Raw genomic sequence first — 13,625 nt, forward strand, 5'->3', positions numbered from 1 at the left:
AGGGATTATGAAATGGAAATTCAGAAAAAGTGTTCTTTAACAGAATGTGAAATACAACAAATGAAGGATTTAGCTCATATTTGCGGGCAACACGATCGAATTGATTATTCGTCAGATTTACATATAAACTTTTTAACTGCCCGTAATAAAGAAGAGATAAATGATTTTCTATTTTATGACGATACAAAATTAGTCGGTGCATTAAGTATGTATGACTTTGAAAGACCTACTAAACTTGAGTTAATAGGCTTTGTTCATCCGAACTATAGGAAACAACGTATAGGTACTACTCTTTTACAAACCGCAATGAAAGAAATACGATTAAGAGGGGCAGACGAAGCTCTTCTTATTATGAATGGGGAGTCTGCTTCTGGGAAAGAATTTGCAATACATATGGAGCTGCCTTATTTACATAGTGAATATAGTATGGAGTTCAAAGGAAAAGAAGTTCAAAAAACAACGAAGAATGCTATACAGCTTACTCTTGCATCTTCAAAATCACTTCTTGATCTTATTGAGCTTTCTAGTAAAGCGTTTGGAGATTCAGCAGAAAATACCGCTACATGGTTACAAAAGATGATGAATTCATCTTCCCATCAAGTTTACAGCGTCCTTATCGATGAAAAAGTGATAGGAACAATTACAGTTTCTAAAGAAGACCAATCTACTACACTATCAGGATTCGCCGTTCACCCTTCTTATCAAGGGAAAGGATACGGTAAAGATATTCTTACGTCCATGATACATACCCTTATTACAAAAGGAGTTTCAACAATTAAATTAGACGTCGAAACGAAAAATAAAAATGCTTTAAAACTATATACACAATGTGGTTTTGAAATGAAAACGAAGCATGACTATTATAATGTAATGAATTTTGAGGTGAATACATATGTCTAAAAAGCTAATTTATTCTGATTATGATATTTTCGCATCCATTTATAATAAACATTGGGGGCATTATGCTGAACACGCTTATCTACTTTTGGAAAAACTCGTTTTACAATATGCACCACCACATTCTCATATTTTAGATCTTTGCTGCGGGACTGGTCACCTTACTAAGAAATTAATTGATAATTCTTTTGTAGTAACTGGTATAGATGGTTCTGCTCAAATGATTGAATACGCACGTCAAAACGCTCCAGACGCAGCCTTTATCGTAGATGATGCTCGCTATTTCAACATAAATGAGCAATTTCAATATGTTATCTCTACTGGCGATAGCTTAAACCATATTTTAAAATTAGATGAATTAAAAAGTGTTTTTCGTAATGTTTATTCCGTATTACATAGCGAAGGTACATTCGTATTTGATATGAATACGGAAAAAGGCTTTCTTGAAAATTGGACTGCTTCGTTTCATATTTCAGCAGACGAATATGTTTGTACGATTGATTCTACATATGATAGTGAAAATAAAAAAGCAGAAATGAACTTTATACTATTTCAGCATGACATAGATAATAATTGGACAAGAAGTGACTTTTCATTTGAAGAAGCTTGTTATTCCAATGAAGAAATAATTTCTTCGCTAGAATCCGTAGGTTTTAAGGACATTCAATCACACGGTACAAACAGAGCATTTTTCATTTGTCAAAAATAAAAAAACTGAATCATAACGATTCAGTTTTTTCTTAGTATATTTACAATAGCAGTCGTTTCATTATTTTCTTTATACACACGTGGAATTCTTCTATCTAACATACATGTAATTTCATAGTTAATTGTACCTAACATATCCGCTATTTCTTCTACTGCGATGTTTTCTTCGCCTTGTTTACCGTAGAATACTACTTCGTCTCCCACTTGTACTGGCATTGCTTTTGAAACGTCTAACATGAGCTGATCCATACAAACACGGCCAATAACAGGTACTCGAACTCCATTTATTAATGCATGCCCTTTATTAGATAACTGACGATTATAACCATCAGCATAACCAATAGGTACAGTGGCAATCCATTCTTCACCAGTCGTTACATACGTATTCCCATAACTTACACCGCGATTTTTCTTCGCATGCTTAATATGGGCTACTTTTGATTTTAACGACAACGCAGGCTGCAGAGAAACAACTGAATGATCTACCTCTTTTGAAGGATACATTCCATAAATTCCGATACCTACACGAACCATATTTTGAAATGTATTGCTAAGTTCCATTGAACCTGCACTATTTGAACTATGAATATATGGAATATGAATTCCTAGTTCTTTTGCTGTATTGACAGCTTTCTCAAATAAACTTGTTTGCATATTCGTATATGATTTATCGATTTCATCTGCCGTAGAGTAATGTGTAAACATTCCTACTACCTCTACATACTCCATACGTTTTAATTCCTCTAAAAATGGTTTAACCTCTTCTTCCTGTAAACCAATGCGACTCATTCCTGTATCAATTTTCACCTGAATTTGCGCTTTCTTTTGAAGACGTTTTGCGATTTCATTTATACCTTGTAAATCTTCACTTCTATAAACAGTCATCATAACGTCATATTGAATTGCTTCTTCCGCAGCCGCTACTGATGTATAGCCTAAAATTAAAATCGGCACGTTAATTCCTGCTTCTCTTAACTCTATCGCTTCATCTACAAATGCAACTGCAAGCTGATTTATTCCTGCTTCAATAGCAGCTTTTGCAACTTCAACTGCCCCATGACCATACCCATTCGCTTTTACAGCAGCCATCATTGCAATATTTTCATCATTCACACGTTTTTTAAATTCTTTTACATTATGTTTTACTGCATTTAAGTCAACTTCAACAATTGTATCTCTTCCATATTTCAAACTCATTGGTCTAACTCCTAACTCAATAATTGCATTCCATTCTATTTCACGTTTCATATGACCTTTTACAATATAATACTTTTCAATATGCTAGTCAAACTACTAGAATTTTCGGAATTTTGAGCATGATATAATACCCTCAAGAAACTATTATATACGGAGAAGAGGAGAATTACAATGTTTGTACAATCTGCATTGCATCAACTTAAAGTTGCTGTTGATACTTCTATTCAAATGCTGGATCCATATACTGAAATTGATTTGAAAATAGCTCCGATTCAATCGAAGCGTTCATTATTTGAAATGTGTGCACATCTTTCTCTTATTTGCCATGCTGATTTACTCATTTTAAATGGTAGTACGGAAAAAGAGTTACGTACCTTTTATTTAGAACATACACCAGAAACAATTACGTACATGCAACAAATAATGCTTGAAGGATTCACCCTTCTCTCTAAAACATTTCTTTCCTATTCCCAAGAAGAATTAGCGGAAATTAAGACTGCCTATTGGGGTGTTTCTTATTCACGTTTTGAATGGTTGCTTGAAATTGTTGCACACTTTTATCATCATCGTGGACAAATACATATTTTATTATGCGAGCACATTAAAGATCCTAACGTACCTTTATTTCAATAAAGGTACGTTAGACGACATAATGCTTTTCTAAGGCAAATAAAATACCACCTTCACTCGCCTTCTTTGTAACAAAATCAGCTCTTATTTTTAACCCTTCTCCGCCGTTCCCCATCGCAATACCTAATCCTACATACTCTAACATCTCAATATCATTTCTACCGTCACCAAAAGCAATGGCTTCTGATTTGCAAATGTTTAGGTGTTCTAATACCTTTTGAATTGCAGTTAATTTCGATACTTTACTATCTTCTAATACATTTATAACGTAATTATGAAAACGCTCAAACGTAAGAGCTGGATATCTTTCAAGAAATTTTTGAGCTTCTATTTCATCTGCATACAGACATAAACAATAGATTTCTTCTGACAAATCCCTGCTTTTTTCTGGATACTTCTCTAAATGCAACGTCTCGCTAAGCGCTTGCATTACACGTCCATTATGCGCGGCTATTCCGTTCATTGCAAAATCCTCTGTAAAATAAGAAACACCGTGACCATGTAATGCAGCAAACTCTGAGATATCATGAACGATTTCACTTGAAAGTACTGATTTATGTATAACTGTTTCCCCACACTTGATATGTGCACCATTTGCAGAAATAATTGTATTTATGCCCAGCGCATTAAATTGTGAGCATAAACTATACGGTCTCCCTGTCGTAACAACTACATGAATCCCTTTATCTATTAACCTACGTATCGCTTCTTTTGTACTTTCGTGCATACTTCTATCAATCTCACTTAAAATTGTACCGTCAACATCGAAAAATACAACTTTGTACATAATTCTCTACATCCCGTGCAAATGATTTGTATCATTAATGAAATGTACCGTTTTTTGTTCACCGTCAATTTCAATTAAGCTTATTCCCGTATCTCCCATTTTAAAATAATAGTCCATTGAAATTGGCATTTTGAAAAACGCACGTAATAGACTATTTATTACACCACCGTGTGCAACAATTGCAATTCGGTCATATGTATTCTCCGTCACGATTTTAGAAAAGATGCCTTCTATTCTCATTCTAAATTCAATAAATGATTCCCCGTTTTCAAAACGATCATGAAGAAACTTTGGCTCGGGATATTTCTTAGCTTCTTCAAATGAAAGACCTGCTTGCACTCCATTATTGAACTCCATTAATTCCTCTTCTAATTGAATTGGACATCCAATTCCCTCTGCTAACGTTTCACCAGTTTCTCGAGCACGTTTTAATGTACTTGCCCAAATGAAATCTGGCGGAAAATCTGCTTTCACTTTCTGTACAAGTCTTTGCACCTGCTCTCTTCCCTTTTCTGTTAATTCAAAGTCAGCTCGTCCTTCATGTACGTTTAAAATATCAGCTTCTGATTCTCCGTGGCGTATTAGTAGTATTTGCATGTTTCTTCACTCCTCTTTTCTCCTTAAAACCAAGAATAAATTTTAACATATTATTAAAAATTTTCAAAACAACAAAAGCAACCCCCATTCATAAGAGAATGAAAATTGCTTTTATTACTAACTAAATTTCTTTTAAACACTCTTTAGACTTTCCTCCTACTCCCCAATGCGAACTTGGGATTTCATTCACTAAAACACGGACGCGTCCAACGTCTATATCCAAGTTTTTCGCGACTACTTCTGTAACATCAAATATTAGATTTTGAATTTGCTCTTGCTTTCTACCTTCTATTATTTGAATTTGTATAATGGGCATTTTTATCTCTCGCTTTACTATTTATTCACAAAACATCGCTACACTTCCCAAATCATCAAATTGTGCAATGATAGAATCTCCAGATTTAAATGCAATCGCTTCAGATAATGCTCCACTTAATACAATATCACCTTTTTTTAATCCTTCATTTTGTAAACCAAGTTTATTTACCGCCCAAGCGATTGCCTCTGCTGGATGTCCCAGCACAGCTGCTCCTGTCCCAGTCGTAGCAATCTTACCGTTCTTTGACATAACCATCCCTACATTTGCTAAATCTATATTCTTAACATCAATCCATTTGCTTCCTAACAAAAATTTTGAAGAGGAACAATTATCTGCTATTACATCAGGTAATGTAAATTTAAAATTCAAATATCTACTATCAATCACCTCTAAAGCTGGCGCAACATATTTTGTTGCCTTTAATACATCATCAGCTGTCACATTCGTTCCCTGTAAATCCTCACCTATTAAAAAAGCAATCTCTGGCTCTACTTTCGGATGAATCAACGTTTCATATTGCAATGGCTCCCATTCGAATGCAAGCATATCGTGCAACAAATATCCGTAAATCGCTTCATCAATCTCCATCATTTGTTGTTTTGCCTTACTCGTTAATCCAAGTTTCACACCAACTCTTTTAGAACCTTCGCTCATTTTTTGTTCAATTAAACGTTTTTGCAGTTTATAAGCATCCTCTACTGTTAAATCAGGATGCTTATCCGTTACTTTTACTACTTCTTTTCTTTCCTTTTCAGCTTGAAGTAAATAGTCAATAATTTCTAAATCTGCCCCTTTCACTAAAGCCATATGTTACACCTCCATTTTTATCTTTGCTAATTCTGCAGCTACATCTAAAATCATATCCTCTTGTCCTCCAACTACTTTTCTTTTCCCCAGTTCTATTAAAATATCACGTGCGTCTACATTAAAGCGTTGTGCCGCCCTTTCAGCATGTAATAAAAAGCTAGAGTATACCCCTGCATATCCCATTACTAGACTACCTTTTTGAATTTCTTGTGGTACTGGTAATAAAGGGGCAACTATCTCCTCTGCGACATCCATCATCTTATATAAATCTATATCTAGCTTATATCCCATACGATCCAAAACAGCGAGCAATACTTCTGTTTGGGCATTTCCAGCTCCTGCGCCAAGACATCGTACACTTCCATCAATACGTGTCGCTCCTTCTTCAATTGCAGTAATTGTATTTGCTACTGCAACCGAAAGATTATTATGACCATGGAAACCAATTTCAATATTTAAAGATTGACGCAAAGCACGGATACGTTCACGTACTTCATGAGGCAATAAAGCTCCTGCAGAATCTGTTACATAAACTGCTTCTGCACCATAACTTTCCATAAGCTTTGCTTGTTCTACTAACTTTTCAACCGATGCAGAATGTGCCATCATTAAAAAACCGCACACTTCCATACCTAACTCACGCGCAAATTGAATATGCTGAGCGGAAACATCCGCTTCTGTTACATGTGTTGCTACACGAACTAGTTTCGCACCAATATTTGCAGCTTGCTTTAATTCATGAATCGTTCCAATACCAGGAATTAACAAGACAGCTATTTGAGCTTGCTTACACTCATCTACCGCAGCTTCAATGAGCTTCATTTCATTCACTAATGACTTCCCATATTGTAAAGTAGAACCACCTAAACCATCTCCATGGCTCACTTCGATATAATGCATACCTGCCTCATCTAATGCCCTTGTTACAGATCGAACTTGCTCTTTTGTAAATTGATGTTTCATTACATGACTTCCATCACGTAAACAAACTTCCGTTATTCTCACTGGTCTTTCACTATTTCGCCTCATTCATTACACCTCTTTTCTTCTCTGAGATGATTTGCGTTGCAAATTCTTCACCTACTTTTAATGCTGCAGCTGTCATAATATCTAAATTACCGGCATAAGGAGGAAAATAATCTCCAGCTCCTTCAACTTCTAAAAATACAGTTACACGATTCCCATCAAACATTGGCTCTTGTTTCAAAGAGTAACCAGGAACATACGTCCTAACCCGTTCTACCATCTTATGAATTGCTTCATAGATAGAAACCTCATCCATATCCTTAACTTCACAATAAATCGTATCTCTCATTAATATAGGTGGCTCTGCAGGGTTTAATATAATTATCGCCTTCCCCTTATCAGCCCCACCAACTTCTTCAATTCCACGCTTTGTCGTAATTGTAAATTCATCAATATTTGCCCTTGTACCTGGACCTGCACTTAAACTGGAAATTGTAGCAACGATCTCTGCATATGTAACATTCGCCACCCCATTAATAGCATGAACAATCGGGATTGTTGCTTGTCCCCCGCACGTAATCATATTAACGTTTTGCTTATCTAAAAAATTATTATTTCGAATAGCAGGACAAACAAATGGCCCATATGCAGCCGGTGTTAAGTCAATTACTATTTTTTCAAGCTCTTCTAACGTTTTCGCATGATATCTATGTGCTTTAGCTGAAGTTGCATCAAATACAATATCAGCTAAACTGGGATTATCAATAATTGCCTGTATTCCATTATCAAAAACCTCGTATCCGGCTTCTTTCGCCCTCTTTAAACCATCCGATTCTACATCTATTCCAATCATGGCATTGAGGTCTATGACTTCACTTTTTCTTAATTTATACATTAAATCCGTACCAATATTACCTGATCCAATTATGGCCGCCTTTACTTTCTGCACATCTATCCCACCTTTTCATAGCATTTTAACCTATATGAATGTAACTGAAACCGATCCTAGTGAACCGAAGTCAGCTTGAATGCTATCTTTACTATTCACTGAGACTGCACCAGATAACGCACCTGGTAAAATTAACTCTCCTGCTTTTAATTCAATATTAAATTCATGTAGTTTATTAGCTAGCCAAGCAATAGCTTGTGCAGGATGCCCTAATGCAGCAGCACCAGCCCCCGTTGCAATTAAACTATTATTTTTATAAAGTGTCATTCCAGTTGTACGTAAATCTACTTTATCGATGCTAGAAAATGTGTTCCCAATTACAACTTTTGCTGACGAGCCATTATCCGCTACTGTATCGGCCAATTTTATTTTCCAATCGGAAATACGACTATCAATTATTTCAAGTGTAGGTACAACATACTTCGTTGCCATCAGTACATCAATATATGTAATATTAGGCCCTTTTAAATCTTTCTCTAAAACAAATCCTATTTCTGCTTCTATTTTCGGAGCTACAAAAGAACTTATTGAGATTGTACTTCCATTTTCTATTTTCATGTCATCTAACAAATGTCCATAATCCGGTTCATTTACCCCTAGCATCTGCTGCATCGCAACACTCGTAAGTCCAACTTTCTTTCCGATTACATAACGCCCTTTCTCCAACTTTCTTTCTACTACTTCAAGTTGAATATTATATGCATCCTCAATAGATAAATTAGCATATCTCTCAGTAAAAGGCGGTATCCCTACACGTGAATCTTCAGCCTGTAATAGTTCATCAGCTAATTCTTTAATTAACAATTGCTCTCACCTCATTTTTAAAAATTTATATATATGTCCAATCCACTACATTGTAACTAGCCCCCACCCATCGACTTATTTTCATAAACATTAAATGAGGGCTCTTTGTATGTTAAGTTAAAATATTATCCTTATAATTTCATCGTTACCGTTTTAGCTTCCGTATAAAATTCGAAACTATGACGTCCACCTTCTCTACCAATTCCACTTGCCTTCGAACCGCCAAATGGCGTACGTAAATCTCGGACATACCAGCAATTAATCCATAGTAAACCTGAATCAATTTGTGAAACCACTCGTTGTGCTCGTCTAAGATCATTTGTCCAAACAACTCCAGCTAGTCCATAAATGGAATCATTCGCAATGCGAATTGCATCCTCCTCCGTTTTAAATGGAATAACAACTAGAACTGGACCAAATATCTCTTCCTGCGCTACACGCATACTGTTATCAACATCATATAGAATAGTAGGTTCATAAAAGTTTCCTTCTACTAGACTCTCTACTCTTTTTCCACCATAGGCTAATTTTGCCCCTTCTGAAGTTCCTATTTCTACATAACGATTAACTGTTTCTAAATGAGATTTTGATACAAGCGCTCCCATATCTGTCTCTTCAGAAAGAGGATCTCCAACTTTTATTCTTTTTACAGCCTCTACAAATTTCTCTAAAAACTGTTCATATACACTTTCTTGCACTAGTAATCTTGAACCAGCTAAACAAATTTCTCCTTGATTTCGATAAATAGCTTCAATTGAGCCTTGTACTGCTTCATCTAAATCCGCATCTTCAAATACGATATTCGCTGATTTACCTCCTAGTTCTAATGAAACAGGTATTAAGTTCTCTGATGCATTACGCATAATTGTCTTGCCTGTATTACTTTCTCCAACAAATGAAATTCTTCTAACAGCTGGATGTGTTGTCATTTTTGTCCCAACAGTATTTCCCGGACCTGTAATAATATTAAGTACACCTGGTGGTAGTCCTGCATCATTTGCAATTTCACCAAGCATAACTGCACTTAATGGAGTATAAGAGGCCGGTTTGACAACAACAGTATTACCAGAAGCAAGTGCCGCTGATGCTTTCCATGTCATTTGCATAAATGGCAAATTCCAAGGAATGATTAAACTTGTCACTCCCGCAGGAGCATACTTTGCATATGACATAAAATTATGTTTGTCATAGTGCTCGTGCACCATATATTTAGCCATTTCAGCAAAGAAGCGAAAATTATGAGCCGAACGTGGTATATCGAATCCTTTACTTTCTTTAATTGGCTTTCCTACATCCAGAGTTTCTATATAAGCTAGTTCATCCACTCTTTCCATAATCAAATCCGACATTTTACATAAAATATTTGATCGCTCTTCCACAGGCATTTTACTCCAAATGCCGCTTTTAAATGTACGTTCTGCCACATCAATTGCTCTTTTGGTGTCCTCTTCATTTGCCTTTGCAATAGATGCAAGCTTTCTATTCGTTGCTGGATTGAACGTATCAAACGTTTCACCACATACAGAATCCACATACTGTCCATCAATAAACAATTTCGCATCTTTCACTTTCAGTTTGTCCGCTAATAATTCTTTATTCACCTTCTTTACCTCCTACTCCTCAATTTCTAAAACCATCTCAATTTCAATTGTTGTATTATTAGGTAACTGAGCCATACCGACTGCTGAGCGAGCATGTTTCCCCTTTTCTCCAAATATATCTACTAATACATCCGATGCACCGTTCATTACTTTTGGCTGATTAATAAAATCTTCCGTACTATTTACAAAACCAAGTATTTTTACAATTCGTTTTACCTTATTTAAATCACCTAGTTCATTTCTCACAACACTTAACAAATTCAACATCGATTGCCTTGCCGCTTTATATCCCTCATCAATTGAAATATCTTTTCCTAATTTCCCGTGATACTCATCTACACCTTGTCCAGCAGTAAATAATAAATTACCTACTCTTACACAACTAACATAATTTCCAACTGCTGGGCGAATAGCTGGTAGTGTAATTTCCAACTCACTTAGTTTATCCTCAGGTGTTTGTACTCTCTGCATATGCTACACCTCGTTTTTTTATATCAATATTTAAAAATTCCGCAGCATTTCCCCCAAGCATTGCTGCTTTTTGTTCCTCCGATAAACCGACTGTTTCATCAATTACTTTACCCGGATCAACTTCTCGCAATAAAAATGGATAATCTGAACCCATGAAAATCTTTTCATGCCCAAACCTTTCAATCATATATTTCAAATTAATTGGATCATAATTTAAAGAATCAAAATAAAATTTCTTTGCATAATAACTAGGTGGATGTGTAGTCAATCGTAAATGCGGCCATACTTTCCAGCCTTGATCTAACCTTGGTAAAATGTATGGAAAAGATCCGCCACCATGTGCAAAACAAACCTTTAGCAGTGGAAACTTCTCCATTATTCCACTCCATATTAATGTAGCTGCCGCAAGTGCCGTTTCACTCGGCATCCCAACTGTATACATAAAATTATGATGTGGCATTCTATCACGCCCTAATGTTTCCCAAGGATGAATAAAAATCGGAACTTGCCATTTTTCAGCCATTCGAAAAAATTCAATAAACGATGGGTCATCTAAATTTTTTCCATTTACGTTTGTACCAATTTCAATACCATGTAAATTTAATTCCTTTATACAACGCTCCATTTCACGAATCGCAGTTTCTCCATCTTGCATCGGAACCGTTCCTAACCCTACAAAACGATCTGGATATGCTAAAACTGTTTCTGCAATAAAATCATTTTGAATACGTGCCATACTTTCGGCTTCCTCTGGTTTTGCCCAATACGAAAATGTAACGGGAATTGGTGATAGAACTTGAATATCAACACCTTCACGATCCATATCTTCAATTCTTTTCTTAGGACACCATACTTGGTCTGTCACGTCTCGAAAATTTTTACCTCCAACCATAATACTTGCACCACATGTACAAGTCCGATTTAATATCGGCCAACGACCGCCACCAAACTTCTCTTCAAAATCTGGAAAAGTTTCAGGAATAATATGTGTATGAAAATCTATTCGCACTTCCATTCCTCCACTTCCTCTGGCATAATATGACCGCAGTTTTTACATGCTCGAATTTCTTTATTTGAATTAAAACTATGAATCGCTTCTTTTACTTGTTTTTCAATATCACTTAATTGGACGCGTACACGATGCATTTCATGATTACACTCATCACAGAACCAAACGAAATCCTCAAGTTCTCCTTGGCTACGTTTTCTTTCAATTACGAGCCCATATGTGTTAGCAACGCGATGTGGCGAATGCGGTACCATAGCTGGTAGCATAAATACATCCCCTTCTTTTACTGTGACGACTTCCCTCTTCCCTTCTTCTGTAATACATTCCACATAACATTCACCTTTAATTTGATAGAAAAATTCATCTGAAGGATCTACGTGGAAATCACGTCTTCTATTTGGACCACCTAATATCATGGCGATAAACTCTGAATCTTGCCAAATAACTTTGTTATTTACTGGTGGCTTCAATAACTCCTTATTCTCATCAATCCATTTTAGTAAATTAAAAGATTGCAATGTTTTAGACATACTATTTCCTCCTTATAATTCCTTTTTATTTATATCGTTTTAAAAGACCAACCGAGTAAAGAACTAGACTTTTGCAAATCCCCATGATAGACATAATCTCTAATTCTCGTTGAAGATATTCGCTCACCTTCATCACAGCAAACATCTTTCACTATAGAAATGTTGAAGTGTTCTCTTAGCAGCTCAATATTTCCCTCACGATTTTTTCCAAACCTAAAATCTTGACCAATAAAAATTTCTACAGGGCTTAACCTTTTTATATCTTGAATAAAGCAACTCGCACTTTTTGTTATATAAGACTCATCAAACCGAATTACAATCACATGTTCAACACCAAGGTTTTGAATACGTTTCACTTTCTCATCAATAGTCGTTAATACTTGCGCTCCTTGAAAATATGAGCGTGGTGGTGGATCAAATGTGTACACAACATTTGATATCTTCAATGCTTTTGCCTTCTCAACCGCATTTTTAATTACGGCTTGATGACCTTTATGCACACCATCAAATGCTCCAATTGAAACAATAGATTCCGTTAATTCAGGTATACACTGCTCATGTATATAAATGATACTCATCTCTTTTCTTCTAAAGTTAAATTTCCAAATAACCAAATTCCTTTGAAATCAAATTTGCCGTATTCATCACACTTTGAATTATGATTTCACGGTTACTTCCTTGCATATACGATATAGGTCCAACAATATTAAGCGCCGCAATAGTTCTCCCAGTATAAGATCGAATAGGAGCTGCAATTCCATACAGTCCATGCTCATTTTCGTTATCACTAATTGAATAACCTTGCTTACGAATTTTCTGTAACTCTGTTTGGAATTGTTTGACACATGTAATGGTATTGGGTGCTCGTCGTAAAAGCCCTTTTTCTGAAGTATATTCTAAGGGTGATGAATGAAATGAAAGCAGCATTTTCCCTGTGCTTGTACAATATGCAGGTTCTCTTGATCCAACATGTGTTGAAATTTGAACGGACTCCTTCGATGAAACTTTCAATATAAATACAACATCACCACGGTCAAACATACCGATATGCACAGTACCACTAAAATTTCTTACTAGCTCTTCAACAAGCGGAATCGCTCCACTATATATCTCTTGCTGAAACATGACTTGATTTCCCCACTCTAACAATTTCCAACCTAATCTATATTTTCTTTGCTCATCTTGTATGAGCATTCCTTCTGCACACAACGTACGAACAAGATGGTGAACCGTACTTGCATTCATATTTAGCTTTTCCGCTATTTCCGAATTACCTAGCACAGGCTCATCGCTTGTGAAACAATTTAGAATTTTGCAAATTTTACTGATAGAAGCGATCAAATCATATACCTC

Annotated in this window: 17 protein-coding genes; 3 read left to right on the forward strand and 14 right to left on the reverse strand. The window is 35.8% G+C overall.

Features of this window, described 5'->3' with window-relative positions:
- Nucleotides 1–12 precede the first annotated feature (12 nt).
- Together ACVWY7_RS07305 and ACVWY7_RS07310 are read left to right on the forward strand one after the other, a co-directional pair.
- Nucleotides 13–900, forward strand: a complete 888-nt coding sequence (locus ACVWY7_RS07305; RefSeq protein ID WP_073522977.1) for a GNAT family N-acetyltransferase — start codon at nt 13–15, stop codon at nt 898–900.
- Nucleotides 893–1,606 carry a class I SAM-dependent DNA methyltransferase gene (locus ACVWY7_RS07310; RefSeq protein WP_073522975.1) on the forward strand — a complete coding sequence of 238 codons (714 nt, stop codon included), beginning with the start codon at nt 893–895 and terminating at the stop codon, nt 1,604–1,606. The genes ACVWY7_RS07305 and ACVWY7_RS07310 overlap by 8 nt, the downstream gene beginning before the upstream one ends.
- Nucleotides 1,607–1,626: 20 nt before the next feature.
- Here the strand turns inward: ACVWY7_RS07310 and alr are convergent, their stop codons facing one another.
- Nucleotides 1,627–2,802: an alanine racemase gene (alr, locus tag ACVWY7_RS07315; protein ID WP_073523120.1), complete on the reverse strand. Its 1,176-nt coding sequence runs from the start codon at nt 2,800–2,802 to the stop codon at nt 1,627–1,629.
- 171 nt (nt 2,803–2,973) lie between these two features.
- Between alr and ACVWY7_RS07320 the strand changes: the two genes are divergently transcribed.
- Entirely contained in the window at nt 2,974–3,435 is a 462-nt protein-coding gene (locus tag ACVWY7_RS07320) for a DinB family protein (RefSeq protein ID WP_000498013.1), read from the forward strand.
- A gap of 7 nt (nt 3,436–3,442) precedes the next feature.
- Here ACVWY7_RS07320 and ACVWY7_RS07325 read toward each other — a convergent pair whose 3' ends face one another.
- The 13 genes from ACVWY7_RS07325 to ACVWY7_RS07385 all read right to left on the reverse strand — a co-directional run bounded on the left by ACVWY7_RS07325 (nt 3,443) and on the right by ACVWY7_RS07385 (nt 13,613).
- Nucleotides 3,443–4,219 carry a Cof-type HAD-IIB family hydrolase gene (locus ACVWY7_RS07325; protein ID WP_000278939.1) on the reverse strand — a complete coding sequence of 259 codons (777 nt, stop codon included), beginning with the start codon at nt 4,217–4,219 and terminating at the stop codon, nt 3,443–3,445.
- A gap of 6 nt (nt 4,220–4,225) precedes the next feature.
- Nucleotides 4,226–4,816: a histidine phosphatase family protein gene (locus ACVWY7_RS07330; RefSeq protein WP_001166456.1), complete on the reverse strand. Its 591-nt coding sequence runs from the start codon at nt 4,814–4,816 to the stop codon at nt 4,226–4,228.
- A 121-nt stretch (nt 4,817–4,937) separates the two neighbouring features.
- Complete coding sequence (locus ACVWY7_RS07335; protein WP_256938918.1) at nt 4,938–5,138, reverse strand: 4-oxalocrotonate tautomerase; 201 nt, start codon at nt 5,136–5,138, stop codon at nt 4,938–4,940.
- Between the two features lie 15 nt (nt 5,139–5,153).
- Nucleotides 5,154–5,942 carry a 2-keto-4-pentenoate hydratase gene (locus ACVWY7_RS07340; protein ID WP_001229802.1) on the reverse strand — a complete coding sequence of 263 codons (789 nt, stop codon included), beginning with the start codon at nt 5,940–5,942 and terminating at the stop codon, nt 5,154–5,156.
- 3 nt (nt 5,943–5,945) lie between these two features.
- Nucleotides 5,946–6,971 carry a 4-hydroxy-2-oxovalerate aldolase gene (gene dmpG, locus ACVWY7_RS07345; protein WP_001254094.1) on the reverse strand — a complete coding sequence of 342 codons (1,026 nt, stop codon included), beginning with the start codon at nt 6,969–6,971 and terminating at the stop codon, nt 5,946–5,948.
- Entirely contained in the window at nt 6,958–7,857 is a 900-nt protein-coding gene (locus ACVWY7_RS07350; protein ID WP_001174433.1) for an acetaldehyde dehydrogenase (acetylating), read from the reverse strand. The genes dmpG and ACVWY7_RS07350 overlap by 14 nt, the downstream gene beginning before the upstream one ends.
- Before the next feature lie 30 nt (nt 7,858–7,887).
- The gene (locus tag ACVWY7_RS07355) at nt 7,888–8,661 is read right to left on the reverse strand and encodes a 2-keto-4-pentenoate hydratase (protein ID WP_000905636.1); all 774 of its coding nucleotides are present in this window, start codon (nt 8,659–8,661) and stop codon (nt 7,888–7,890) included.
- Nucleotides 8,662–8,792: 131 nt separating this feature from the next.
- Nucleotides 8,793–10,262 (reverse strand): aldehyde dehydrogenase, encoded by a 1,470-nt coding sequence (locus ACVWY7_RS07360; protein ID WP_001031169.1) that lies wholly within the window; start codon nt 10,260–10,262, stop codon nt 8,793–8,795.
- A gap of 12 nt (nt 10,263–10,274) precedes the next feature.
- Nucleotides 10,275–10,733: a RidA family protein gene (locus ACVWY7_RS07365; RefSeq protein WP_001190046.1), complete on the reverse strand. Its 459-nt coding sequence runs from the start codon at nt 10,731–10,733 to the stop codon at nt 10,275–10,277.
- Nucleotides 10,711–11,748, reverse strand: coding sequence for an amidohydrolase family protein (locus ACVWY7_RS07370; RefSeq protein ID WP_000453801.1), 1,038 nt, complete (start codon nt 11,746–11,748; stop codon nt 10,711–10,713). The genes ACVWY7_RS07365 and ACVWY7_RS07370 overlap by 23 nt, the downstream gene beginning before the upstream one ends.
- Entirely contained in the window at nt 11,733–12,272 is a 540-nt protein-coding gene (gene nbaC / locus ACVWY7_RS07375; RefSeq protein WP_000047733.1) for a 3-hydroxyanthranilate 3,4-dioxygenase, read from the reverse strand. Before nbaC ends, ACVWY7_RS07370 begins: the two co-directional genes overlap by 16 nt.
- Before the next feature lie 29 nt (nt 12,273–12,301).
- Complete coding sequence (locus ACVWY7_RS07380) at nt 12,302–12,850, reverse strand: FAD synthetase (RefSeq protein ID WP_431174581.1); 549 nt, start codon at nt 12,848–12,850, stop codon at nt 12,302–12,304.
- Between the two features lie 16 nt (nt 12,851–12,866).
- Nucleotides 12,867–13,613, reverse strand: coding sequence for an IclR family transcriptional regulator (locus ACVWY7_RS07385; RefSeq protein WP_000561974.1), 747 nt, complete (start codon nt 13,611–13,613; stop codon nt 12,867–12,869).
- Between the last annotated feature and the right edge of the window lie 12 nt (nt 13,614–13,625).

This window comes from Bacillus sp. TE9106W (genome assembly GCF_054062215.1).